General features: G+C 73.4%; 19 protein-coding genes and 1 pseudogene. 6 read left to right on the top strand and 14 right to left on the bottom strand.

Annotated elements, in window-relative coordinates; genetic code table 11:
* Positions 1 to 359 precede the first annotated feature (359 nt).
* From V5O40_RS25030 to V5O40_RS25020, 3 genes are all read right to left on the bottom strand, one after another.
* Positions 360 to 725, bottom strand: coding sequence for a WhiB family transcriptional regulator (locus V5O40_RS25030; protein WP_332907743.1), 366 nt, complete (start codon positions 723 to 725; stop codon positions 360 to 362).
* A gap of 133 nt (positions 726 to 858) precedes the next feature.
* On the bottom strand, positions 859 to 1143 hold the full coding sequence (locus V5O40_RS25025; protein WP_269738165.1) for a hypothetical protein: 285 nt from the start codon (positions 1141 to 1143) through the stop codon (positions 859 to 861).
* 139 nt (positions 1144 to 1282) lie between these two features.
* The gene (locus tag V5O40_RS25020; RefSeq protein WP_332907742.1) at positions 1283 to 3436 is read right to left on the bottom strand and encodes an ATP-dependent DNA helicase UvrD2; all 2154 of its coding nucleotides are present in this window, start codon (positions 3434 to 3436) and stop codon (positions 1283 to 1285) included.
* Between the two features lie 92 nt (positions 3437 to 3528).
* Between V5O40_RS25020 and V5O40_RS25015 the strand changes: the two genes are divergently transcribed.
* Complete coding sequence (locus tag V5O40_RS25015; RefSeq protein ID WP_269738167.1) at positions 3529 to 3771, top strand: mycoredoxin; 243 nt, start codon at positions 3529 to 3531, stop codon at positions 3769 to 3771.
* 35 nt (positions 3772 to 3806) lie between these two features.
* On the opposite strand, the gene V5O40_RS25010 is transcribed toward V5O40_RS25015, so the two are convergent.
* On the bottom strand, positions 3807 to 5228 hold the full coding sequence (locus V5O40_RS25010) for an MFS transporter (protein ID WP_332907741.1): 1422 nt from the start codon (positions 5226 to 5228) through the stop codon (positions 3807 to 3809).
* A 219-nt stretch (positions 5229 to 5447) separates the two neighbouring features.
* Here V5O40_RS25010 and V5O40_RS25005 point away from each other — a divergent pair, with 219 nt between their 5' ends.
* The 3 genes from V5O40_RS25005 (at position 5448) to V5O40_RS24995 (ending at position 7215) form a co-directional block, all read left to right on the top strand.
* Complete coding sequence (locus V5O40_RS25005) at positions 5448 to 6428, top strand: helix-turn-helix domain-containing protein (protein WP_332907740.1); 981 nt, start codon at positions 5448 to 5450, stop codon at positions 6426 to 6428.
* Between the two features lie 68 nt (positions 6429 to 6496).
* Positions 6497 to 6733 (top strand): DUF397 domain-containing protein, encoded by a 237-nt coding sequence (locus tag V5O40_RS25000; RefSeq protein ID WP_332907739.1) that lies wholly within the window; start codon positions 6497 to 6499, stop codon positions 6731 to 6733.
* Between the two features lie 209 nt (positions 6734 to 6942).
* Positions 6943 to 7215, top strand: a complete 273-nt coding sequence (locus V5O40_RS24995; RefSeq protein ID WP_332907738.1) for a hypothetical protein — start codon at positions 6943 to 6945, stop codon at positions 7213 to 7215.
* A gap of 182 nt (positions 7216 to 7397) precedes the next feature.
* Here the strand turns inward: V5O40_RS24995 and nudC are convergent, their stop codons facing one another.
* The 9 genes and pseudogenes from nudC to V5O40_RS24950 form a co-directional block, all read right to left on the bottom strand.
* On the bottom strand, positions 7398 to 8294 hold the full coding sequence (gene nudC / locus V5O40_RS24990) for an NAD(+) diphosphatase (protein ID WP_332907744.1): 897 nt from the start codon (positions 8292 to 8294) through the stop codon (positions 7398 to 7400).
* Between the two features lie 103 nt (positions 8295 to 8397).
* A complete protein-coding gene (locus tag V5O40_RS24985) occupies positions 8398 to 9726 on the bottom strand; it encodes a M16 family metallopeptidase (RefSeq protein ID WP_332907737.1) in 1329 nt (442 codons plus the stop codon).
* 175 nt (positions 9727 to 9901) lie between these two features.
* On the bottom strand, positions 9902 to 11215 hold the full coding sequence (locus V5O40_RS24980) for a M16 family metallopeptidase (protein ID WP_332907736.1): 1314 nt from the start codon (positions 11213 to 11215) through the stop codon (positions 9902 to 9904).
* A 97-nt stretch (positions 11216 to 11312) separates the two neighbouring features.
* Complete coding sequence (locus V5O40_RS24975) at positions 11313 to 11495, bottom strand: hypothetical protein (RefSeq protein ID WP_332907735.1); 183 nt, start codon at positions 11493 to 11495, stop codon at positions 11313 to 11315.
* A 271-nt stretch (positions 11496 to 11766) separates the two neighbouring features.
* Complete coding sequence (locus V5O40_RS24970; protein ID WP_332907734.1) at positions 11767 to 11970, bottom strand: cold-shock protein; 204 nt, start codon at positions 11968 to 11970, stop codon at positions 11767 to 11769.
* A gap of 230 nt (positions 11971 to 12200) precedes the next feature.
* Positions 12201 to 15563 carry an ATP-dependent DNA helicase gene (locus V5O40_RS24965; RefSeq protein WP_332907733.1) on the bottom strand — a complete coding sequence of 1121 codons (3363 nt, stop codon included), beginning with the start codon at positions 15561 to 15563 and terminating at the stop codon, positions 12201 to 12203.
* Positions 15560 to 19246, bottom strand: a complete 3687-nt coding sequence (locus tag V5O40_RS24960) for an ATP-dependent helicase (protein ID WP_332907732.1) — start codon at positions 19244 to 19246, stop codon at positions 15560 to 15562. Before V5O40_RS24960 ends, V5O40_RS24965 begins: the two co-directional genes overlap by 4 nt.
* 184 nt (positions 19247 to 19430) lie before the next feature.
* A complete protein-coding gene (locus tag V5O40_RS24955) occupies positions 19431 to 19976 on the bottom strand; it encodes an LOG family protein (RefSeq protein WP_332907731.1) in 546 nt (181 codons plus the stop codon).
* A gap of 183 nt (positions 19977 to 20159) precedes the next feature.
* Positions 20160 to 20978, bottom strand: a pseudogene (locus tag V5O40_RS24950) (LOG family protein); the annotation flags it as partial.
* A gap of 139 nt (positions 20979 to 21117) precedes the next feature.
* Between V5O40_RS24950 and V5O40_RS24945 the strand changes: the two are divergent.
* Positions 21118 to 21270 carry a hypothetical protein gene (locus tag V5O40_RS24945; RefSeq protein WP_332907730.1) on the top strand — a complete coding sequence of 51 codons (153 nt, stop codon included), beginning with the start codon at positions 21118 to 21120 and terminating at the stop codon, positions 21268 to 21270.
* A 63-nt stretch (positions 21271 to 21333) separates the two neighbouring features.
* On the opposite strand, the gene dapE is transcribed toward V5O40_RS24945, so the two are convergent.
* Entirely contained in the window at positions 21334 to 22407 is a 1074-nt protein-coding gene (dapE, locus tag V5O40_RS24940) for a succinyl-diaminopimelate desuccinylase (RefSeq protein WP_332907729.1), read from the bottom strand.
* A gap of 128 nt (positions 22408 to 22535) precedes the next feature.
* Between dapE and dapD the strand changes: the two genes are divergently transcribed.
* Complete coding sequence (dapD, locus tag V5O40_RS24935; RefSeq protein ID WP_332907728.1) at positions 22536 to 23495, top strand: 2,3,4,5-tetrahydropyridine-2,6-dicarboxylate N-succinyltransferase; 960 nt, start codon at positions 22536 to 22538, stop codon at positions 23493 to 23495.
* Positions 23496 to 23618 lie beyond the last annotated feature (123 nt).

The following is a 23618-nucleotide window of genomic DNA, read 5'->3' as shown; positions in this document are numbered from 1 at the left end:
GCGCCCCACGGGGGAACCCGGGCGCGCTGGGGGCGGGTATTCGCCCGGGGCGGCTCCCCCGGCCTTCCCGACGGGGGGGGGGCCCCCCCGCGGCCCCCGCCCGCCGTCTGCGGTGTTCGTCCTACAGAACGCCCAGCTCGCGGGCCGACCGGGCACGACCGGTCATGGCGATGGTGCGGGCGGATCGGGTTGCCTCAGTGCTCGTGGTGGTGCGACCGGCCTGAGGCCGGAGCATTCGAGCCCTCGACAACGCTTCGTGGAGTAGGTACATCTCGGCTCCGTTCGGAAGGTGCAACATGGTGGTCAGCTTTCGCTCGGCCGGTGCGACACCGGCAGGGTTGGTCCGGATCGGGAACATGTCAGGCAGCCAGCCGGACAGCGCTGCGCGACGCGGCGAGACCATTGGCCGCCAGTCGCGCCTCGGCCTCGACCCGCAGCTCGGCGTCACGGGCGAGGTCCTCCTTGCGCGGGCGGCCACGGGGCCGCTTGCGCGGAACGACCGCGCCACGCTCGAAGATCTCGCCGCCCCAGACGCCCCAGGGCTCGGCCCGCTCGACCGCGCCGGCCAGGCACTCGACGCGCAGCGGGCAGTCCCCGCAGAGCGACTTGGCCAGTTCCAGCTCGGTGGGCGAGTCGGAGAACCACAGGTCGGGGTCGAACTTCCGGCAGGGCAGGCTCGCCTCCACCTCGACGCTCACGTCGAGCGGGGCCAACGCCAGACTCATCGCCCGGTCACCTCTCTCTCACTGCGATCTCGTGGATCGCTGTTCCGACGTACTTCGGCGGTGCAAAAAAAACTGAGGCCGCGGATCCCGGTGTGCGGGTTCCGCGGCCTCGAGGTGAGCCGGTGGTCTGTGGTCAGACCGGTCTACCTCGAGGTGGAACACCGCGGACGTCCATCCGCTTGTTGACGCCATCGACGCCCTTGCCCGTGAAGCCACTGCTCCCCTGGAGCCCGTGCGTGACCGGTGCGAGGATCAGCTCGGCCTGAATCTCGGCCCGGTGCACCTGCGGAGCCCACGGTCGCGCAGCGACGGTGGTGGCCCGGACGCCCGCCAGCACAGCGGCGGTCGTCGGGGCAGCCGACAGCGGAGCGACGGCAACGGGCAGCGCCGTCGGACGCTGGTAGATGTAGCTCTCCATCGGTGCCACCTCCTTGACGTTCACTCGTGGTCGACCCGGACACAGACCCCGTGAGCAGCCCGAACAGGGCCCCCTTCCGAGGTGTGCCCTGAGGCTATGCCGGCCGGTGGGGCGAGGGCAAACGAATTAACGGCCAGATTCAGAAACTTTTCTGTGGGCAGATCTCGTCGACGGTCGCGCCCCCCACCAACGCCAGCACCGCCTCCCCGTACAGGCCGAGCTTGCGTGGACCGATCCCGGCGATCGCGACCAGTTCCTCCGCCCGCCCCGGCCGCCGCTCGGCCAAAGCCACGAGCGTCGCGTCGGTGAAGACCACGTACGCGGGCACCTTCTGCGTGCCGGCCACCCGGGACCGCCACTCGCGCAGCCGTTCGTGCAGTTCGTCGTCGATGTCGGAGGGGCAGGTGGCGCATCGGCCCAACTTGCGGTCCGGCCCGGCGAGCAGGGTGGTGCCGCAGATCCGGCAGGACACGATCCGGGTCGCGGCCCGCCGCTGCGGGGTGCGCGCCGTCCGTCCCCCGGCGGCCCGCTCGGTCGGCGAGGTGGGCGACAGTTGGGGCAGGAAACGGCACGGCCGCCGGGGTCGGCCGCCCGGCGAGCGCGCCGAGGCGTACGAGAGCCAGAGCCAGTGCCGGGCCCGGGTGACACCGACGTAGAGCAGCCGGCGTTCCTCCTCGACCTGCTCGGTGGTGCGGGCGTACGTGGTGGGCAGCGTGCCCTCGGCCAGGCCGACCAGGAAGACAGCGTCCCACTCCAGTCCCTTGGCGGCGTGCAGGGAGGCCAGCGTCACCCCGTCCACCGTCGGCACGTGCTGCTGGGCCGCGCGCCGGGCCAGCTCCTCGGTGAAGTCGGTGAGGGTGACCGGACGTTCCACCGTGGCGGCCACGCCGAGCGGCAGGATCTCCGGCGTGGCCGCGTAGTCCTCGGCCAGTTGCACCAGCGCGGCCAGCGCCTCCCACCGCTCGCGCGCGGCGCCGCCCGGCGGCGGCGCGTCGGGTGCCCATCCGACGCCGGCGAGTGCCTCGACCACCGCCGCCCGCAGCGGGGTCTCACCCGGCAGTGACCGGGTCGCCGCACGCAGCGCGACCATCGCCTGGCGCACCTCGGCGCGTTCGAAGAACCGCTCCGCCCCCTGGACCTGGTACGGCACGCCGGCCTCGGCCAGCGCCTTCTCGTACGCCTCGGACTGCGCATTGGTGCGGAACAGCACGGCGACCTCGCGGGCCGGCGTGCCGGCGTCGATCAACGCCCGGCAGCGGGCGGCGACCGCGGCGGCCTCCGCCGGTTCGTCGGTGAAGATCCGCCGCTCCGGCTCCGGACCGGGCGGGCGCTGCCCGACCAGTTCCAGGCGTAGCCGCGCCTCGGTGCCCCGGGCCTGCGAGATGACCGCGTTGGCGAGACCGACCACCTGCGGCGTCGACCGGTAGTCGCGGACCAGCCGGATCACGGTGGCCGTGCGGTGCCGACGCGGGAAGTCGACCAGGTACGCCGAGGTCGCCCCGGTGAACGAGTAGATGGTCTGCGAGGCGTCGCCGACCACGGTCAGGTCGTCGCGTCCGCCGAGCCAGGCGTCCAGCAGCCGCTGCTGCAGCGGGTTGACGTCCTGGTACTCGTCGACGACCAGGTGTCGGTACTGGTTGCGGACCTGCTCGGCGACGTCCGGATGCTCCTCGATCCCCCAGACCGCGGCGCGCAGCACGTCCTCGAAGTCGATCACTCCGCCGGTCCGCTTGAGCCGCTCGTACGCGGCGAACACCTCCGCCACCTTCGCCGGTTCGTACGAGGTCTCCCGCAACGCCTTGGCCGCGGCCACCACGTAGTCGCCCGGCTCGACGAGGGAGGACTTGGCCCACTCGATCTCACCGGCGAGGTCACGGGCCGCCGTCCGGTCGGCCCGTAGCCCGGCTCGCGCCGCGGCGAGGGTGACCAGCCGGACCTTGCTGTCCAGCAACTCGGGCATGGCCCGACCGTCGAGCAGCCGGGGCGCGAAGTAGCGCACCTGGCGCAGCGCCGCCGCGTGGAAGGTACGTGCCTGCACGCCGGCCACGCCGGCCACGGCGAGCCGCTGACGCAGCTCCGCGGCGGCCCGGGCGGTGAAGGTGACCGCGAGCACGTGTCGAGCCGAGATCTCACCGGTCAGCGCCCGGTACGCGATCCGGGACGTGACGGCCCGGGTCTTGCCGGTGCCCGCGCCGGCGAGCACGCAGACCGGGCCGGCCGGGGCGGTCACCGCCGCGCGCTGCTCCGGATCGAGCCCGGCGAGCACGCGAACGGACGCGGAGTTAACCACCACAGCGGGGAATTGTCGCAGCTTCCCCGAACGTTGCAGCGGATAGCCTGTGCTTGATCGGCAAGCCACCGGGCGCGACGTTGGAGGATCTGACCATGCTGACGATGTATTCCACTCCCTGGTGCGGCTACTGCCACCGGCTGAAGTCGCAGCTCGACCGGGAGGGGATCGCCTACCAGGTGGTCGACATCGAGCAGGATCCGGCGGCTGCGACGTTCGTGATGAAGGTCAACGGCGGCAACCAGACGGTGCCCACGCTACGTTTCGCCGACGGCAGCGCGCTGACCAATCCGTCGATCAACCAGGTCAAGCAGCACCTGGCGAGCATCGCCGCCTGACCACGCCCGCGCCGATCGCGCTCGTTCCGCGTGGATCATGATGGTGTTGCCCTGACCCGGGCAACACCATCATGACCAACTGTGCCGGAGCGGGTCGGGGTCCGGGTGCGGGCATCGACGTCCCCCTGCCGCCGCTCGGGTGCTCGGCGTTGAGCGGGAACCCGCGCTCCGGTCGGCGGTTCCGGCGGTGGGCTCAGGTGGCGACCGCGCCAGAGGTAGCTGCCGGCGAGCAGGGTCGCCAGGCCGACCGACGCGAATACCAGCCGGTAGTCGAGCAGGGCGACCACCAGCGCACCCAGGCCTATCGAGAATGCCTGCGGGCACCTGACCGCCGCCTCGGCGGCGGCGGCCACCCGCCCGAGCAGTTCCGGTGGGGTCCGCCGCTGGATCAGGGTCTGCAGCCCGACCAGGGCCAGCGGCAGCGACAGACCCGCCATCAGCACCGCGGCGAGACCGAGCCACAGATTCGGGTACGCCAGCAGCAGCGCGGCGGGTCCGAACAGCGCCACACCGACGGCCAGCGCGCCCAGCTCACCGACCCGTCGCAGGACGGTGGCGGAGAGCAGCCCACCTACCAGGCCACCGATGCCCTGCACGGTGAAGAGCACGCCGACGAACGCCGGTTCCCGACCGAGCCCCCGGTCCACGTACGCGAAGATCAGCGACTCGGTGAAGCCCATCACCAGCGAGCCGAGCCCGTATCCGAGCAGCGCACGCCGCAACGCCGGCTCGTCCACCAGGTGGCGGAGCCCGGCGAGAAGTTCCGCCGCCCAGCGTGGTCGGTGCCCGACGCCGTCCGCCGGCAGGACGACCGGCGCGCCCGACCCGGCCGACGTGCCCGGCGCGGGTGACGGGCCCGGCCCGGGGTGCGGCGCGGACGACCTGCCCGGCAGGGTGGTCGTCCCGGGCGCGCCGACCACCACGGCGGCGACGAGGAACCCGGCCATTCCGACCACGGCCAACGGCCAGCCGCCGAGTGCCACGTAGAGGCCGGCGCCGGCGAGCGGGCCGATCAACCGCAGCCCCTGCCGGGCCGTCTGCAACGCCCCGTTCGCCTCGCCGAGCAGGTCCGGTGGCACCAGTTCCCGTACCAGGCGGCTGAGCACCGCCCCGACGGTCAGGTTCGACAACCCGTACGCCGCGGCCACCGCGTAGATGAGCCACAGATCCGCCGCGCCGCGGACCGCGAGCAGGGGGGTGAGCAGCAGCGCCGTCGCGAGGTTCGTGACCACGAAGCAGGGGCGCCGCGGATACCTGTCGACGAACCACCCGACCAGCGGCGCCAGCATGCGTGGCGCGAGGATGACGAAGATCGTGGCACCGGCGAGGCCGTCCGATCCGGTCAGGTCCTTCACCCAGACGGCGAGCGCGAGCAGCAGGATCGACTCCGCGGTCATGCTGGCCAACAGTCCGCCGAAGAGCAGGCGGAAGTCCGGGCGACTCAGGACGGTGCGCATTGATCCTCCGGTGGCGCGACTCGGGTACGGCGGGCGGGTTCGGCGGAGCCGGCGACGCTCTGTCGCGCCGACCGGAGTCGCTGTCGGGTCTGCGTATTTCTGATGACACGCCCGCCGCCGGTGCCGCCGGCGCCAGTCGCGACGTCCATACTGACCGTGGGGGGCGAATTTCATACGGTTACCGTCGCGTCCGCGGCGGTCGACGGAAAAGAGGACACTGTGCCTCCTGCCGTACCCAGCCCGATCCTGCGCCGCCGCCGGCTCGGCGGCGAACTGCGCCGCTTGCGGGAGGCCGCCGGGCTCACCGGCGACCAGGTCATCGAACGCATCGGCTGGGCTTCCGCGTCCAAACTGTCCCGGCTGGAGAACGGTCGCAGCCGACCCGATCCGGGTGACGTCCGGGATCTGCTCGACCTCTACCACGTCGACGACACCCTCCGGCTGGAGCTGCTCGGCATCACCCACGAGGCCGGCGACATGCGTGGCTGGCTGAAGCGGTACCCGGCGATGACCCAGCAGCAGCGCGGCTTCGCCGAGCTGGAGGCGGGTTGCGCCGAGATCTCCGAGTACAACCCGGTGTTGGTGCCGGGGCTGTTGCAGACCACCGGGTACGCGCGGATGCGCATCTCCTCGGCCTGGCAGGTCGACCAGGCCGCCGGTGCGCCTGAGGCCGAGGACGAGATCGAGACCGAGATCAGGGCCCGGTTGGCGCGTCAGTCGGCGCTCACCCGGGAGACCGATCCGCCGCGCTACACGGCGGTGCTGGAGGAGTCCGCACTCGGCCGCCGGGCCGGACCGCCCGAGGTGCTCCGGGAGCAGCTGACGCAGCTCTGCGAGCTGGCCATGCTGCCGAACGTCACGCTGCACGTGCTGCCCCGGGACACCCCGATCGGCCAGTGGTACCTCCCGCCGACCGCGTTCTCGGTCTATCGGTTCGCCGATCCCCTCGATCCGGAGACGCTCGCCATCGAAGGTGGCTTCACCGACGTCATGTCGACCGAGGCAATCACCCTAAATCGCTATAAAGTGGTGTTCGAGTGGCTATGCACGGCGGCACTTTCCGCAACGGACACCCTCTCCTGGCTGATGGATGCGTCGGGACGGCTGGCCGGCGCGGCGGTCCCGCCCACTGTGGCGGGTGGTCCGGCAACGGCGCCGACCCAACGCCGCGGATCCTCCGGGCGCCTGACGGAACGGTGACCAGCACCGGCCCGCTGTCGGGACGTGCGGTGCCACTCGGTCCATCGGTTCACCTCAGGAGCGCAACGATGAACGAGTTCCGCAACACACCGTCCGTCCTCGCCCAACTCGCGGACGCACCCTGGCGCACGAGTACCCGCAGCCAGACCTCCAACTGCGTGGAGGTCGCACCGCTGTCCGACGGTCCGGCCGCAGTGGCGCTACGCGACAGCAAGGACCGTGGTGGCCCGGTGCTGCTGTTCGGCCGGGCGGGATGGCAGGGCTTCATCTCCGGTGCGAGTGACGGGCAGTTCGACAAGCCCTAGTACGCGGACACCCTGCGGGGCCGCCGGCTGCTGCCGGCGGCCCCGTCGTCGTTTGTCCCACCCACGCTGAGCAGGGATCGGATGATCGGTCGGGGATGCCGACCGATGGGCGCGTTTCACTTGCTGGGACGAGCGCCGGGCGTACGATGGCGGCATAGTGACGTGGAACTTCCACGGTTCCACCCGTCGCGACACATCCGGAGACCCACATGCGGTTCCTGATCGTTCGCACCGACATTCGCGCCGCCGCCGACGCCGACATCACCGCCGCCTGGGCGGACGGTCAGCGCCTGCGGGACGAGACCGCCCGGCCCGAGCCACGCCGCCAGGTCGTCCACGCCGACGACCGCGACGCCGCACTGCTGCTGGCCCGCGCGATCGCCACCGTGGGCGCCGTCCGCTCCGGAAAGCAACGGGTCAAGGTGTTGCCGCTGGACGACCCACGCCACCACCGGGCCGCCGCGGACTGGCCCGGCACCTGATCCACCACACGTCCGTCGTGGTCGACCGGCTCCCCCGCCGAGTTCCTCACCCAGCCGACCACGACGGCCCGTGTCTCCGGTCCGTGACCGCCGCGGCAACGACGGTCACGGGCCGGGGCCGCACCCGTCGCCCGCGCCGCCGAACGCCGCGGCGCCATCCTCCGCGGCGCCGCGCAGGCTGATCAGCAGCGTTCGTCGAGCCAGCGGTGCACCAGGAACAGCGCGATCGACGAGGGCGGTGGCAGCAGCAGGCGGGTGTCGCCCACCTCGACCGGCCGGCCGGCGAGCGCCGTCTCGATCTCCTGCCGGGAGAACCAGCGCGCCTCGGCGATCTCGGCCGGATCGAGCCGCAGCGGGTGCGCCGGGTCGGCGGTGGCCAGGAAACCGAGCATCAGCGAGCCGGGGAACGGCCACGCCTGGCTGCCCGCGTACGTGATGTCGCGGACCTCGGCCCCGACCTCCTCGCGGACCTCGCGCAGTACCGCGGCCTCGGCCGACTCCCCGGGTTCCACATAGCCCGCCAGGCAGGAGAACCGCCGTCCGCCCGTCGCACTGGGCCAGGTGGCGTTGTTGCCGAGCAGGCACCGGCCCTCGCCGCCACCGACCCCGTCGTGCACGAGCACGATCATCGCCGGGTCGGTACGCGGCCACACCCGCTCGCCGGCGCGGTCCACCCGGCTCCAGCCCGCCTCGTCGGCCCGGGTCGGCTCACCGGTCACCGGGTGGTAGAGATGCCGCAGATGCCAGTTGGTCAACGCCAACGCGGTGGTGAACAGTCCGGCGTCCCGGTCACTGAGCAGGTGCCCGATGGTCCGCAGCTGGGCCGGCCGGCTCTCCGGCACCGACGGCAGGGTGCCGTGGACACAGAAGACCGCCGTCCCGTCCGGCTCGACGCCGAGGAACATCGCCCCGGCGGCGAGGGCCGGCGGCAGGCCGTCGGCACCCACCAGCACCAACTCCGGTACGGCGGTGTCGGTGCGGACCAGCGCCTGCCCGCCCGCCTCGACGTCCAGCACCAACACCCGCGCACCGGCCCAGGCCTGAGCCAGCCACTGCGGATCGGTACGCCGGTGCGCCATCCGGTCCAGCGTGGACCGGGCCAACGGCGGGCTGCTGTCCCCGCGCCCACTCACCACGGCGCGTGACCCCGGCACCCGGCGACCACCGCCCGACCCACGTCCGTCACGGAACAGCGACGGTCTCGACCTGGGCCAGCGTGGCCAGGGAGGCGGCGATCCGTTCGGCGTCGCCGAGCACGACCGTGACCGCTCGGGACGGCGCGAGATAGCGGGCAGCCGCCTCGGTGACGTCGTCGACACCCACCTTCGCCAGCCGGGCCGCGTGTTCGGCCAGGAAATCCAGCCGCAGCCCGTTGCCCGCGTAGGCGCTGACCAGCGACGCCAACCCGGCCTGGGTGGAGATGCCGAGCTGGAGCGTACCGAGGGCGTACTGCCGGGCCTGTTCCAGCTCGTCCGGAGCGGGCGGCACGGTGGCGAGCCGACCCAGCTCGTAACTCGTCTCCAGCAATGCCGGCGCCGTCACCTCGGTGGCCACCTCGGCGGCGGCCACCAGTACCGAACCGGCCACCGCGTGCTCGATCAACGAATGCGGACCGTAGGTGTAGCCCTTGTCCTCCCGGATGTTCTCCACCCAGCGCGAGGAGAAGTAACCGCCGAAGATCAGATTGGCCAGTTGCAGGGCGGCGTGGTCGGGATGGGTTCGCGGCACCGCCGGCAACGCCACCCGCATCGACGACTGCACCGATCCGGGCCGGTCGACGAGCAACAGCGGGCCCGGTTCCAGCGGTGGGGCGGGCGGCACGTCGGCCGCGTGTCCGGCGCCGTTCCAGTCGCCGAGGGCCTTCTCGGCCGCGTCCAACGCCCGCTCCGGCCGCAGGTCGCCGACCAGCACGAGCACCGCGCCAGCCGGATGCACCCGTTGGGCGTGCAGGGACCGCAAAGCCGCCGGGCGGACGGCTGCGACCTGCTCCGGCTCCGGTGTCTGCACGGCGTACGGATGGCCGTCGAAGATCCGCCGCAGCAGTGCCGTACGGGCCAGGTGCGCCGGCTGGCTCCGGGCGACCTGGATGCCGTCGACGAGCCGGTTCCGCTCGACGCCCACCCACCCGGCCGGGTAGTTGGCTCCGGTGAGGACCTCGGCGAGGATCTCCAGCATCCGGTCCAGCCCGGTGGCCAGGCCGGTGCCGGAGATCATCAGCCGATCCGGGTCGAGCCCGGCGGAGAGTCCGCCGCCGATCTTCTGCAGCTCCGCGGCGATCTGCACGCTGCTCATCGTCTCGGTGCCGGAGAGCAGCGTCTGCGTGAGCAGGTGCCCCCGGGCCAGGTGGGCCCGCCCGAAGGGCATCCAGAGCCGCAGCTCCACCAACGGGACCGCCGGCCGGCGCACCACGATGACGGTGAGTCCGTTACCGAGGGTGCGCTCGGCCTGCCGGGGAAGCTTGAGCCGGCGGGTCGGACCCAGCGGCGGCAACGCTCGCACCTGTGCGCTCACCGACCCTCCTCCGTTCGCGACTGCGGGGCTCGCAAACCCGGCTCACTCCTCGCGCTCACCGGGCCGTCCTCCGTTCGCGACTGCGGGGCTCGCAGAACCGGCTCACTCCTCGCGCTCACCGGGCCGTCCTCCGTTCGCGACTGCGGGGCTCGCAGAACCGGCTCACTCCTCGCGCTCACCGGCCACCACCTCCGGGGAGGACCTCGACGGACGCGCGGCGCTCCGGGCGCAGGGTGGCCGCGGCGGCCCGGACCTGCTCCTCGGTGACCTCGCCGATCAGACTGGGCAGTTCGCCGAGCAACCCCGGCTCGCCGCGCTGCTGCTCCAGCACCGCCATCCGCAGGGCCCGGCCGAGCACCGCATCGGTGTCGCGGAGCAGGTGGGTGGCCATCCGCGCCTGGGTACGCGCCAGTTCGCCGTCGCTGAGCCCGTCGTGGGCGAGCCGGTCCAGTTCCTCGTCCACGGTCCGCAACACCTTGTCGACGTCGCCACCGGGCGGCAGATGCGCCTGGAGCAGCAGCGCGGTGGGGTCGCGTACGTCGAACGGGTCACCCATGAAGCCCAGGTAACCGCCGACGCTGGTCACCGTGCGGTCCCGCCGCACCAGCCGCTCCACCAGCCGCGACGCGTCACCGTCGGTGAGCACCTCGGCCAGCACCACGTACGGCAGGTAGGCGGCGAAGTCGTCGATCGGGTCGGGCACCCGCCACGCCGACGCCACCGCCGGCAGCGGAGCCAACTTGTCGGGGTACGCGGTACGCCGCTCGGCGGTCAGGTCCGGCTCGACGAAGTCCGGCCGGTCGGGTGCCGGGCGGGCCGGTACGTCACCGAAGTGTCGCTCGATGAGCGTGACCGCCTCGGCGGTGTCGATGTCCCCGCTCACCGCGAGCACCGCGTTGCCGCTGGCGTAGTAGTGCCGGAAGAAGTCGGCGGCGTCGGCGACGGTGGCCGACTCCAGATCGTCGAAGGAGCCGTACCCGTCGTGTGCGTTCGGGAAGGTGTCGAAGAGCACCGGTGGCAGGGTCAGCCAGGGAAACCCGCCGTACGGCCGGTTGAGCACGTTGACCCGGATCTCCTCCTTGACCACGTCGACCTGGTTGCGCAGGTTCTCCTCGGTCAGCCGAGGACCGCGCATCCGATCGGCCTCCAGGAACAGCGCCCGTTCCAGGGCGTTGCTCGGCAGGGTCTCGAAGTAGTCGGTGTAGTCCAGGTGGGTGGAACCGTTGAAGGTGCCGCCGGCGCCCTGCACGTACCGGAAGTGGGCCAGCTTCTCCAGGTTCTCCGAGCCCTGGAACATCAGGTGCTCGAAGAGGTGCGCGAAGCCGGTACGTCCCTCCGGCTCGGAACGGATGCCGACGTCGTAGACGACCGCCACACCGATGACCGGGGCGCTGCGGTCGGGGGTCAGGACGACCCGTAGGCCGTTGTCGAGGGTGAACCGTTCGACCGGATACCTCGTCGCTGGGATTCTCGCTCTGCGGGTCGGCACGGATCCGACCCTAACGTCTCGGCACGCCCGCCGGTGCCGGCGGGCGAGGAAGCGAACGCGGGTAGGCCGGTCCGCGCCGACCGGGCACCGCCGCCCGTCAGCCGGACGCGCTGCCGGTGCGGTCGGTTGGTGCCGGGCCGCGCAGTTCCACCAGGCCGGACGGAGCGGACCCGCCCGGGGTGGCCGGCCAGGGCGCGAACGTCACCGCCGTGGCCAGCAACAGCCCGACCGCCGCCACCGCGATCACCAGGAGCAGCTCACGAGCCGCCGAGCCCACCATGGTCGTCCTCCCCCGCACCGATCACGGGCCCCCCGGCCCTGCCCCGCAGCCAGCGTCGCGGAGCCGGGTGAGGAAGACAGTCGCCCACCCGACGGACCACAGGCTGATTACCGACTCAGGGTTGTGGCGCTGGTCGGCGCGGTTCGGAGGGGACCGACCTGAAGCACCCGGGGCGCGCCGGCACCGCAGCCGCGCCGAGAACACGGACGGCCGGGCCGCCACCGGTGCGCAGAGCACGGCGACGACCCGGCCGACACCGGGTGACCGAAGGTCAGAGCGGACGGATGTTCTCCGCCTGCGGGCCCTTCTGGCCCTGCACGACCTCGAACTCCACCCGCTGGTTCTCGTCGAGGCTGCGGTAGCCGGAGGTCTGGATCGCCGAGAAGTGGGCGAAGACGTCCGCGCCGCCGCCGTCCGGGGTGATGAAGCCGAAGCCCTTGTCAGCGTTGAACCACTTGACGGTGCCAATAGCCATGCTTGTTTCGTCTCCTTGACGGAACGTCAACTCCGCACCTGTTGCGGAGCTGAAGAGGAATGTCCCGGGCGAACCTGCCCGGAACGCCTGTCGCTGCTGGTCGCCCCGCCCGGAGAAGTCCGGACATAACAAAGAGCGCCTGGGGCCACATTCCGCCAGGCGCAAACAGAGCTGGTAACCGAAACTGCAACGCGGGAACCCTACCACGGATCCGGCGACACGCCAGTGCTTCACGTCGACTCGGGAACCGATCTGATCAACGCGGTCAGCCCGTCGACGTCGAGCAGGTCCGCCGGCCGAACGGTCACCCCGTCCCGCACGTAGTGGAACGCCGCGCCGACCCGGTCGACCGGCACACCGGCCAGTTCCGCCCAGGCCAGCCGGTAGACCGCCAGCTGCACCGCCGCCACCTCGGCGGCGGCACCCTCCGGCCGCGCGCCGGTCTTCCAGTCGACCACGTCGAACCGGTCGCCGGGCCGGCGAAACACGGCGTCCATCCGGCCGCGTACCACCACCCCCTCGATCACCGTGGCGAAGGGCACCTCCACCTCGACCGGGGTGCGGTCCGCCCACTCGCTGGCCAGGAAGCGCCGCTGAAGCTCGGCCAGTTCCTCGTCCGGCGCCGCGTCGGCGTCCGCCGCCCCCGGCAGTTCGTCGGTGTCGAGCAACCGGTCCGCGCCGAACCGCTGCTCCAGCCAGGCGTGAAACGCGGTGCCCCGGCGGGCGTACGGGTTGGGCTCGGTCGGCATCGGGCGGCGCAGTGCCCGGGCCAGGCCGGCCGGATCCCGGCGCAACGCGACGAGTTGCGTCACCGACAGCTGTTCGGGCAGCGACACCTCGACCGGGCCGGCGAGCCGGCTCAACTCCGCCCGCTCGGCCAGCAGCAGATCGGCCTCCCGCCGCCACCGGAGCACCTCCGGATCCGCCTCGGCCGGGTCGTCCGGCCGGTCCTCGTCGTCGGCGTCGCCGTCGGTCAGGAGACGGCGTACCAGCGCGGCGGCCTCGGCCAGCACCGGACGGCGGGGACCGAGCGGGTCGGCGGGCCACTCGGCCCGCAGTACCACCTCGGTGGTCGGGTTGACCGCGTCCGGCGCGGGCTCCGGGGTCCACTCGTCGACCAGGTGACCGGGACCGCCGGCCAGGCAGGCGTCGTGCACCTCGCGCAGCAGCGGCGACGGGCCGCGCGGCCGTTTGGTGCCCTCACCCCACCAGTGACCGGAGCAGAGCAGCAGTCGCCGGGGCCGGGTGACCGCCACGTACGCCAGCCGTCGTTCCTCCCGCTCGTCGTGGGCGCGCCAGGCGTCGGTGAAGTCCTCCACCGCCCGGGCCACCCCGCGCTGGTCAGCCACCTCGGCCAGGGCCAGCTCGGGCAGCCCGTCGGCGTCGCCGCGCAGTGGGAACGGCAGCACGCCCAGGCCGCCGAGCCAGTGATCCGAGTTGCGGGCCGGTCCCGGCCACACGCCACGACTCAGCCCGGCCACCGCCACCACGTCCCACTCCAGCCCCTTGGCGGCGTGGGCGGTGAGGATCTGCACCGCTCCCTCGACCACCTCCACCTCACCCGGTGCGAGACCGCGCTCCTCGTCCTCGGCGGCGGCGAGATAAGCCAGGAACCCGGCGAGCGTGGCGGCCGGCGACTCGCCGCTGAACCGGGCGGCCACGTCACCCAACGCGTCCAGGTGGCCCCGGGCCAGTCCGGCGTCACCCGCACCGTCGCGGCCGGCCCGCACCGCCACCTCCACGTCCAGCCCGGTGGTCCGCTCCACGTCCGCGATGAGTTCCGGCAGGGACTGGTCCAGCCGGTAGCGGAGCAGGCCCAGTTCCCGCGCGTACGCGCGCAGTCGCGCGTAGCCCTCGGCCGAGTACGCCTGCGCCGGCCCCAGGTCGGCAAGCGCCTCCACCAGGGTCGCCTCGTCGAGGCGGTCTGGGGTGATCTCCGGAGCGCCGTCGTCGGCGAGCCGGCGGCGGGCCGCCGCGATGGCCCGGGCCCGGCGGTGCAGGGCCACCAGATCCCGAGGCCCGATCCGCCACCGCGCACCGGTCAGCAACCGCAGCAACGCCGCACCGTCGGTCGGGTCGGCCAGCACCCGCAGGGTGCAGACCACGTCGCGTACCTCGGGGGTGTCCAGCAGGCCACCGAGCCCGACCACCTCGACCGGCAGGCCACGTTCGCGCAGCGCCGCCGCGATCGCCGGGATCTGGCTGCGCAGCCGGACCAGCACCGCCGTGGTCGGCCGACGGGTCACCGGGATCTGCTCGGGCAGTACACCCGGGCTGCCGGCCGCGCCCCGCCAGGCGCCCAGCAGGCTGTCGGCGATCCACTCGGCCTCGTCGGCGTACGTCGGCAGCAGCGCGCAGTGCACCGTGCCGGCGGCGGCTCCGCGCGGGCTGCGATGCGGGATCGGGTCGGCGACGCTGAACGCGGCGTGCAGCTCGGGCACCTGGGCCCCGGCCGCGCGCAGCGGCGTGGCCAGCGCGTTGGCCACCGCCAGGATCTCCGGCCGGTTACGCCAACTGGTGGTCAGCCCGAGCACCGAGGCCGGAGCCCCGTCGGCGCGGGCGAACTCGGTCGGGAAACGGTCGAGGGTGCCGGCGCTGGCTCCCCGCCAGCCGTAGATCGACTGGCAGGGATCACCCACCGCGGTCACCGGGTGTCCACCGCCGAACAGCGCCTTGAGCAGCACCACCTGGGCGTGGCTGGTGTCCTGGTACTCGTCGAGCAGCACCACCCGGTAACGGCCGCGCTCGATCTCACCCACGCCGGGATGGTCCCGGGCCACCCGGGCGGCCCGGGCGAGCTGGTCGGCGAAGTCCATCGCCTCGAAGTCGTCCTTTCGGCGGGCGTACCCGCGCACCAGCGGCAGCAGCTTCAACCGGGTCTGCTGGAGGGCGAGGGCCTTGCGTACCCCGGCGTAGACCCGCCCCGGACGCGACTGCACGTCGGCGAAGAACCGGCCGGTCCAGGCGGCCAACTCGTCCGGGTCGACCAGGTGCTCGTCCAGCTCGCCGGCGAGCGCCAGGACCGCGTCGGTGACCGTGCTCGGCATCCGGTCCACCTCGGACATGTCGCCGTCGTAGTTGCGCACGATCAGGTCGACCAGCTGCCAGCGGGACGCCTCGGTCAGCAGTCTGGTGGAGGGCTCGTAGCCGGCGCGCAGACCGTGCTCGGTGACGATCCGCCCGGCGTACGAGTGGTAGGTGGCCACGGTCGGTTCGCCGGTGAGCGGGTCGTCGAGCGGGTTGCGCTCCCGGCGGCCCAACCGGCGGACCAGTTGGTCGAGTCGGACGCGTACCCGGTGCGCCAGCTCACCGGCGGCCTTGCGGGTGAAGGTGAGGCCGAGCACCTGCTCCGGCCGGACGTACGAGTTGGCCACCAACCACACCACCCGGGCGGCCATCGTCTCGGTCTTGCCCGAGCCGGCACCGGCGACCACCAGCAGCGGCTCCACCGGCGCGGCGATGATCGCCGCCTGTTCCCGGGTGGGGGCCGGCAGCCGGAGCAGCTTCGCCAGCTCCACCGGCGTGTACCGGGGGCCCGCGTCGGCGGCCCGGGGCGCCGGCGGGACCGGCTCGAACAGGGTGGGCTGGGTCACGGCTCGACCACCTGCCGGCCCTGACCGGACACCGGGCAGCTGCTGCGGACCGGGCAGACCCGACACTTCGAGTTGGCGACCGCCGCGAAGGTCGCGGCGGCCATGGTGTCGGCGGTGCGACGCACCAACGCGGTCGCCCAACCGGCCTCGGGCCCGTCGGTGGCGGGTGGCTGGGCCTGCTCGCGGGCGTCCTTCGCGCCGGTGCCGAGCTGCACGAGCGCCGCGCCGCCGGGCTCGTCGCCGAACTCGGCGAACGCGCCGGCCTCCACCGCCGCCTGGTACGCGCCCAGTTGCGGGTGCTCGGCCACCTCTCCCTCGGTGACCGCGGTGGACTTGCCGGTCTTGAGGTCGACCACCACCAGCCGGCCGTCCGCGTCGACCTCCAACCGGTCGACCCGGCCGGTCAGCTCGACCGGCCGGTGCGGGTCGTCGAGGCGTACCGCGAACTCCTGTTCGATGGCGAGCAACCGGCGCGGGTTGGCGGCGAGCCAGCGCAGCAACTTGTCGACCATCGCCTCGGCGCGGGCCTGCTCCGGACCGACCATCCACCGCGCGGCCAGTTCGATCGCGTCGAAGCGTGCGGCCACGTACTCCAGCAGCGTCTCCCGGTCGGCCTGGGCGTCCTCGGCGAGCATCGCCGCCGCGTGCACCAGGTTGCCGACACCCTGCGCGCCGCTGGCCGGTGCGCTGCCGCCGTGCCGTTCCAGCAGCCACCGCAGGCTGCACCGCAGGGCGCTCTCCATGCCCGACGGGGTCACCCGCACCGGCTCGCCGTCGTCGACGAGCGGGCGGTCGTCGGAGAGCGGGCGCAGCCCCCACCAGTCGTCGGGATGCGCACCGGACACTCCGGCGGCGGCCAGCCGGGCAAGTTCGGCCGCCGCCACGCGCCGCCGGGCGACCGGCGCCGCCGGATCGACGACCGCGGTACGCAGCTCCGCCACCAGCGCGGGCAGCGTGAGCGCCCGGGGCGGCCGGCTCAACGGCAGCCGGCCCGACCCGGGCGGCCCGGTCTCCGTGGGGTCCGGCGAGCCGTCGACGCCCGCCTCGTGATCCGGCGACGCACCAGCGGAAGGTGGCTCGTCCGGTGGCCGGGGTGGCGGCGGACCGGCGGACCCGTCGACGGCACCGCCCGGATCGTCGGTACGGCCCAGTTCGTAGAGGAAGCGGCTGGGTTGCTCCTCGTGGTCGTCGCCGCCGACGGAGGCGGAGGCGACCGCGCTGACCAGCAGCCGCCGCCGAGCGCGGGTCACCGCGACGTGGAACAGCCGCCGCTCCTCGTCGAGCAACGCCGAGGTCTGCCCGACCACGGTGGCCATCGCGACCGCGCCGTCCCCCCGGCCGGCCAGCACGTCGACCAGGCGCTCCGAGCCGAGCAGGCTGCCACGCAGCCGCAGATCCGGCCAGACGCCTTCCTGGACCCCGGCCACCGCGACCAGGTCCCATTCGAGTCCCTTGGCCGCGTGCGCGGTGAGCAGCCGCACGGCGTCGCCCCGGTCGGCGGTCGGCGCGAGCGTGTCGGCCGGCAGCTCCTGACCGAGCACGTGGTCGAGAAACACCTCGGTACGCGCGCCCGGCAACCGGTCGGTGAACCGGGCGGCGGCGTCGAAGAGAACCAGCACGGCGTCCAGGTCACGGTCGGCCGCCTCGGCCCGGCGACGCCGGGCGAGATCCCCCTCGCCGGCCACCGCCGGGCCCCGGGTCAGCGCGGCCGACCACAGCTCGGCCAGGCCGCTGGCCCGCCACACGGCCCAGAGGACCTCCTCCGCGGTGGCGGCCGGCCGGTCGGCCGCCTCCCGGGCCACGGCCAGCAGCCCGGCCACCGTCTGGGCCGGTTCCGCCCAACGCCGCTCGACTCCGGAAAGCTCGGTCGGGTCGCGGAGCGCCTCGATGATCAGCTCCCCGGAGGGCCGGCGATCACCCCGGGCCAGGGCGAGGGCGCGCAGGCCCTGCCGCAGACGTCGCTCCGCCAGCGGGTCGGCGCCGCCGAGCGGTGAGTGCAGCAGCGCCACGGCGGCCTCCTCGTCGAGCCGCTCCGGCTCCAGCGCGCAGCGCAGCAGGAGCAGCAGCGGCGCGACCGCCGGTTGCAGGTGCAGCGGCAGATCCTCGCCGTGCACCACGGTCGGCACGCCGGCCGCGTGCAGCGCTCGACGCAGCCCCGGCAGTTGCCGGGCGGTGGAGCGGACCAGCACCGCCATCCGCGACCACGGCACGCCGTCGAGCAGGTGCGCCGCGCGTAACGCGTGCGCCAGCCACGCCGCCTCGCTCGTGGTCGAGGAGAACGTGCGCACCTCCACGCTCCCCGCCGGAGTGTCCGGCAGCGGTCGCAGCCGCCGGTGCGCGGCCGGCCCGCGCAGCCGTCGGGCCAGCCGCGTGGTGGCGGCCAGCAGCCGCTCGCCCGCGCGGTAACTGGTGCTCAGCAGCACCTGGGCGGCCGGCGCGCCGGACGCGGTGCGGAACCGGTGCGGAAAGGACGTCACGCCGCCCGGATCGGCTCCCCGGAAGGCGTACGTCGAGGAGTCGGGGTCGGCGAAGGCGACCAGAGGCAGGCCACCGCCGGCCACCGTGTCCAGCAGCTCCAGCTGCGCGGGGTCGGTGTCGGCCAGCTCGTCAACGTAGACGTGCGCCAGCCGGCGTCGCTCGGCGGCCAGCAGCTCCGGATCGTCGCGCAGCATCCCGGTGGCGGCCCGGACCAGCTCCGCCGGGTCGTAGGCGACCGAGCCACGGTTGGCCACGTCGCGCAGGGCCAGCACGGCGACGTACTGCCGGAGGAACCGGGCGGCGGCCGGCCAGTCGGCGCGGCCGAGCCGCTCGCCGAGCCGGGCCAACTCGACCGGGCCCACACCCCGCTCGGCGGCACGCATCAGCAGGTCGCGTAGCTGGGCGGCGAACGCCCGGGTGCCCAGCGCCGGCCGCAGGTCCGCCGGCCAACCGACCGGGTCGTCGTCGGGCTCCCCGTCGGGGTCCGCACCGACGACGTCAAGCAACTCGCGGATGATCAGATCCTGCTCCGGGCCGGTGAGCAGCCGGGGCGACGGCTCGCCGCGCTCGGCGGCGGCCCGCCGCAGCAACCCGAAGGCGTACGCGGGAAAGGTGCGCACCAGCGGCTCGCGCAGCACCCGCTGACCGGTCGTGGCGATCCGCGCCTCGATCCGGTGCCGCAGGTCGGCGGCACCGCGTCGGCTGAAGGTCAGCACCAGGATCCGCTCCGGGTCGACTCCCTCGGCAACCCGGGCAGCGACCGCCTCGACGAGGGTCCAGGTCTTCCCGGTGCCCGGGCCGCCCAGGACGAGCATCGGACCGACGGTGTGCGCGACCACCTCCGCCTGTAGCGGATCGACCCGCTCCGGCCCGGCGTGACCCGAGGCTGCCTGCTCCGGTGCCGCCTGACCCGGCGCGACCTGACCCGGTGCCGCCTGAGCCGGCGCGACCTGACCCGGGGCCGCCTGACCCGGGGCCGCCTGACCCGGGGCCGCCTGAGCCTTCGCGGCTTGACCCGGGGCCGCCTGACCGGGCTCGGCCTGACCCGGCTCGGCCTGACCCGGCTCGGCCTGACCCGGAGCCGCCTGACCCGGCGGGGACCCCGGTGCGGCTTGCGGATGGGCGGCAGCCGAGGGCGACCCGGCGGACGGGCCGTTCCCCTCGGTCGGCCCGGCGGGCCGACGCACCAACCGGTACGCCTGCATCCCGCCATCCCATCACGGCCCTGCGACACCGCCAGACCCGCCACACCCGGGTCCGGTCAGCACGCGCGCTCGACATGCGGCAAGTCGGGGCTTCCGCTCGGCGGGAAGGCCCGGTTCGCCGCATCCGGAGCCGATCATCCGCCCACAGACCGCGTCGACGGGGTGCCAGGACCGGCCGGGCGGTTCAGGTGAGCTGGGACTCGATGAGGTCGAGGGCAGCGGGGACGGTGTCGACCGACCGGAGCAGATCGAAGCCGGCGGGCTTGAGGAACGTCTGGTCGGTCAGGTCGCGCAGCCAGGCCAGCAACGGGTCGTAGAAGCCGTCGGTGTCGACAAGCACCATCGGCTTGTGGTGCAGGGCGAGCGTCGCGGTGGTCCACACCTCGAAGAGTTCGTCGAGCGTGCCGAGCCCGCCGGGCAGGGTGAGGAACGCGTCCGACTTTTCGATCATCAGGATCTTCCGGCTGGCCATCGACTCGGTGACCAGCAGTTCGTCGGAGGCGAGGTCGGCGACCTCCAGGTCGACGAGCGCCTGCGGGATCACGCCGACCGTGCGGCCTCCCGCAGCGCGTGCGCCGTTGACCAACGCGCCCATCATGCCGACGCAGCCGCCCCCGCTGACCAGCGTGTGCCCGCGTCGAGCGATCTGCGCGCCGGTGTCGGTCGCCAGGTCGAGCCAACGCTTGTCGAGCGTGCGGGAGGACGCGCAGAACACGCAGATCGCGGCCACCGGTCAGCGCCCCGCAGGGTCGTCGGTCGCGGCCGGCGCGTCGGCGGCAGCGGCCCGTCCGTTGGCGGCGGCCTGCGCGTCGGCGGCAGCCTGCCCGCCGGCAGCGGCCCGTCCGTTGGCGGCGGCCTGCTCGTTGGCAGCGCCCGGTTCATCGCCGGCGACCGGCCCGGCGGTGGTCGAACCGGCGGCGGCCTGCTGGTCGGCGGCGACCCGGGCGACCGCTTCCTCGCGTACGGCCTCCTGCTCGGCGTTGAGGGCGGCCTCGGCCTCCACGATGTGCCGCACCGCCGCGGCGACATCGTCGGTGACGCAGATCAGCTCCAGGTCGACCGGGCCGATCTTGCCTTCGGCCGCCATCGTGTCCCGCAGCCAGTCGAGCAGGCCCTGCCAGTAGTCCACGCCCATCAGCACCACCGGGAACCGGGTGACCTTCCCGGTCTGTACCAGGGTGAGCGCCTCGAAGAGTTCGTCCATGGTGCCGAACCCGCCGGGCAGCACCACGAACGCCTGGGCGTACTTGACGAACATGGTCTTGCGGGCGAAGAAGTAGCGGAAGTCGATGGCCAGGTCGACCCACTCGTTGATGCCCTGCTCGAAGGGAAGTTCGATGCCCAGGCCTACGGAGTGGCCGCCGGCCTCGCTGGCCCCCCGGTTGGCCGCCTCCATCACACCCGGACCACCCCCGGTGATCACCGCGTAGCCGGCGCGGGCCAGCGCCGCGCCCAACGCCTCGGCCAGCTGGCACTCGGGGCTGTCCGGCTTGCTGCGCGCCGAGCCGAAGACACTGACCGCGGGCGGGAGGTCGGCGAGGGTGTCGAAGCCCTCCACGAACTCGGAGAGGATGCGCAGCGCCCGCCAGGCGTCCTTCGTCTTCCAGTCGGCCCGCGCCCGGGAGTCCAGCAGCCGCTGGTCCGCGGTGCTACTTGTGATCGACTGGCGACGGAGTGTGACGGCGCCGCGATGCCGCTCCTGTCCTCGTTCGCGCCCGTTGCTCTGGGTCATGGAAGCAACCGTAGTGGAGCCGGACCGAAGAACCCGGCAAACACTTCGCGATCTTGTGCAACCAAATCGCTTTCCCGTACGTCTTACTATTCACATACCGGGTATGCCCCGGCACGCGGACTTCGGGGGAGGAGACAGCGTGATCAGCAACGACGAACGGGTCCGGATCCGCCGCCAGATGCAGCGGCGCATCCGCGACGTGGTGGCCGAGCGCCGCCGCGCCCGGCTGCTGGACAAGCCACCCGAGCCGCCGACCGATCCCAGTGCCGAGTCCCACCTGACCACCGTCTGACCCCGCACGAACCGCCGGCCACGCCACCGCTGGTGGCGCCGCCGCCGGCCACGCCGTCGGTGGTCAGGCCGGGGCGAGCCAGCGGTGCAGCGTCGCCGCACCGTCGCGGATCTTGCTGATCTCGACGTGCTCGTCCGGGTGGTGGGCCAGGTTCGGATCCCCCGGGCCGAAGTTGAGTGCCGGGACCCCCATCGCCGCGAACCGGGCCACGTCGGTCCAGCCCAGCTTGCCGATGGGTGCGGCACCCACCGCCGCCAGGAACTCCCGCGCCGGCGGGGCCTCCAGGCCGGGCAGCGCGCCGGCCGCGCAGTCCGTCACCGTCAGCTCGTAGTCCGCGAAGACCTCGCGCAGGTGCGCCTCGGCCTCGGCCGGCGTACGGTCCGGCGCGAAGCGGTAGTTCACCTCGATCTCGCACCGGTCCGGCACCACGTTGCCGGCGACCCCGCCGTGGATGCGGGTCGCGTTCATGCCCTCCCGGTACTCACACCCGTCGATGGTCACCCGCCGGGCCTGGTACGTCGACAGCCGGCGGAGCACCTCCCCCGCACCGTGCACGGCGTTGACCCCGTGCCAGGAACGGGCCGAGTGGGCCCGGACCCCGGTGGTCACCACCACGGCTCGCATGGTGCCCTGGCAGCCCGCCTCGACGATGCCGTACGTCGGCTCCAACAGCAGCGCGAAGTCGGCCTCCAGCCAGTCCGGGTGCGCCTGCGCGACCAGGTGCAGGCCGTTGTACCTCGACTCGATCTCCTCGGCCTCGTAGAAGAAGTACGTCACGTCGTAGCGGGGCTCGGGCAGGGTGGTCGCGAGATGCAGCGCGTAGGCGACGCCGGACTTCATGTCCGAGGTGCCGCAGCCGTACATCAGGTCGCCGCGCAGCGTCGACGGGAAGTTGTTGTTCAGCGGCACGGTGTCCAGGTGGCCGGCGAGCACCACCCGCGAGGCCCGCCCCAGGTCGGTACGGGCCATCACCGTGTTGCCGTGCCGGTAGGTGCTCAGGTGCGGAACCACCCGCAGCACCTCCTCGACGCAGTCGGCGATCGCCTTCTCGTTGAGGGACACGGACTCGATGTCGACCAGCGCGCGGGTCAACGCCACCGGATCGGCGAGGACCTCGGGGGTAAGCGGGTTCTCCATGGTCCGCACGGTACCGTCACAACCGGCGACCGCGAGACGCGAGCCCTTCGGCGAAGCGCGAGGAGTGGGCCGGCGAGCCCCGCGGTCGCGAGCAGCCGCCAGCCCGCAGGGGAACGAGAGGTGAGTAAGTGACGTCCACACAATCCGCGTGGGGCATCGGCCTGGCCACCGTCACCGCCGAGGACCAAGTGCTCGACACCTGGTACCCGACCGGCAAGCTGGGCCTCGGCGAGCTGCCGCTGGTCGCCGGTGAGGACAAGGCCGACGTGCTGGACCTGCCGCCCGGCGCGATCGGTGACCGGGCTCTGCCGGGTCTGCGTACCGTCCAGGTGGTCACCGTCATCGGCTCGCTCGACGATCCGATCAAGGACGCGCCGGACGCGTACCTGCGGCTGCACCTGCTCTCCCACCGCCTGGTGCGCCCCAACGAGATCAACCTCGACGGCATCTTCGGCAAGCTGGCCAACGTGGCCTGGACCTCCGCCGGGCCGTGCCCGCCGGAGCGGGTGGACGAACTGCGGGTCATCGAGCGGGCCGCCGGCCGCCACCTCGGGGTGTACGGGGTGGACAAGTTCCCCCGGATGACCGACTACGTGGTGCCCGCCGGGGTGCGGATCGCCGATGCCGACCGGGTCCGCCTCGGCGCACACCTCGCCTCCGGTACCACCGTCATGCACGAGGGCTTCGTCAACTTCAACGCCGGCACGCTCGGCGCCTCCATGGTCGAGGGGCGCATCGTGCAGGGCGTGGTGGTCGGTGACGGTTCCGACATCGGCGGCGGCGCCTCCATCATGGGCACCCTCTCCGGCGGCGGCACCGACAAGGTACGCATCGGCGAGCGCAGCCTGGTCGGCGCCAACGCCGGTGTCGGCATCTCGCTCGGCGACGACTGCGTCGTGGAGGCGGGCTGCTACATCACCGCCGCCTCGAAGATCAGTCTTCCGGACGGCCGGGTCGTCAAGGCCCGCGAGCTGTCCGGCGTCGACGGGTTGCTGTTCTGGCGCAACTCGGTCTCCGGCGCGCTGGAGGCCCGCCCCCGCACCGGCCGGGGCATCGAGCTGAACGCCGCCCTGCACGCCAACGACTGAGGCCCCCCGTGGGGGGGGGGGGGGGGGGGGGGCCCCCCCCCCCCCCCCCCCCCCCCCCCCCGCGGGGCCGAGCCGGGGGGCGGGGGGGGGGGGGGGGGGGGGGGGGGGGGGGGGGGGGGGCGC

This window comes from Micromonospora palythoicola (genome assembly GCF_036689795.1).
GTDB lineage: Bacteria > Actinomycetota > Actinomycetes > Mycobacteriales > Micromonosporaceae > Micromonospora > Micromonospora palythoicola.
This window is presented reverse-complemented; position numbering and strand designations above follow the sequence as displayed.

Excerpts from the sequence above, each read along its gene's own strand:
- V5O40_RS25000 (WP_332907739.1), top strand. The coding sequence starts at position 6,497 with ATGAACGAGTTCCGCAACACACCGTCCGTCCTCGCCCAACTCGCGGAC.
- dapE (WP_332907729.1), bottom strand. The coding sequence starts at position 22,407 with ATGGAGAACCCGCTTACCCCCGAGGTCCTCGCCGATCCGGTGGCGTTG.
- V5O40_RS25025 (WP_269738165.1), bottom strand. The coding sequence starts at position 1,143 with ATGGAGAGCTACATCTACCAGCGTCCGACGGCGCTGCCCGTTGCCGTC.
- V5O40_RS24975 (WP_332907735.1), bottom strand. The coding sequence starts at position 11,495 with ATGGTGGGCTCGGCGGCTCGTGAGCTGCTCCTGGTGATCGCGGTGGCG.
- V5O40_RS24960 (WP_332907732.1), bottom strand. The coding sequence starts at position 19,246 with ATGCAGGCGTACCGGTTGGTGCGTCGGCCCGCCGGGCCGACCGAGGGG.
- nudC (WP_332907744.1), bottom strand. The coding sequence starts at position 8,294 with ATGGCGCACCGGCGTACCGATCCGCAGTGGCTGGCTCAGGCCTGGGCC.
- V5O40_RS24970 (WP_332907734.1), bottom strand. The coding sequence starts at position 11,970 with ATGGCTATTGGCACCGTCAAGTGGTTCAACGCTGACAAGGGCTTCGGC.
- V5O40_RS25030 (WP_332907743.1), bottom strand. The coding sequence starts at position 725 with ATGAGTCTGGCGTTGGCCCCGCTCGACGTGAGCGTCGAGGTGGAGGCG.
- V5O40_RS25010 (WP_332907741.1), bottom strand. The coding sequence starts at position 5,228 with ATGCGCACCGTCCTGAGTCGCCCGGACTTCCGCCTGCTCTTCGGCGGA.
- V5O40_RS24995 (WP_332907738.1), top strand. The coding sequence starts at position 6,943 with ATGCGGTTCCTGATCGTTCGCACCGACATTCGCGCCGCCGCCGACGCC.
- V5O40_RS25015 (WP_269738167.1), top strand. The coding sequence starts at position 3,529 with ATGCTGACGATGTATTCCACTCCCTGGTGCGGCTACTGCCACCGGCTG.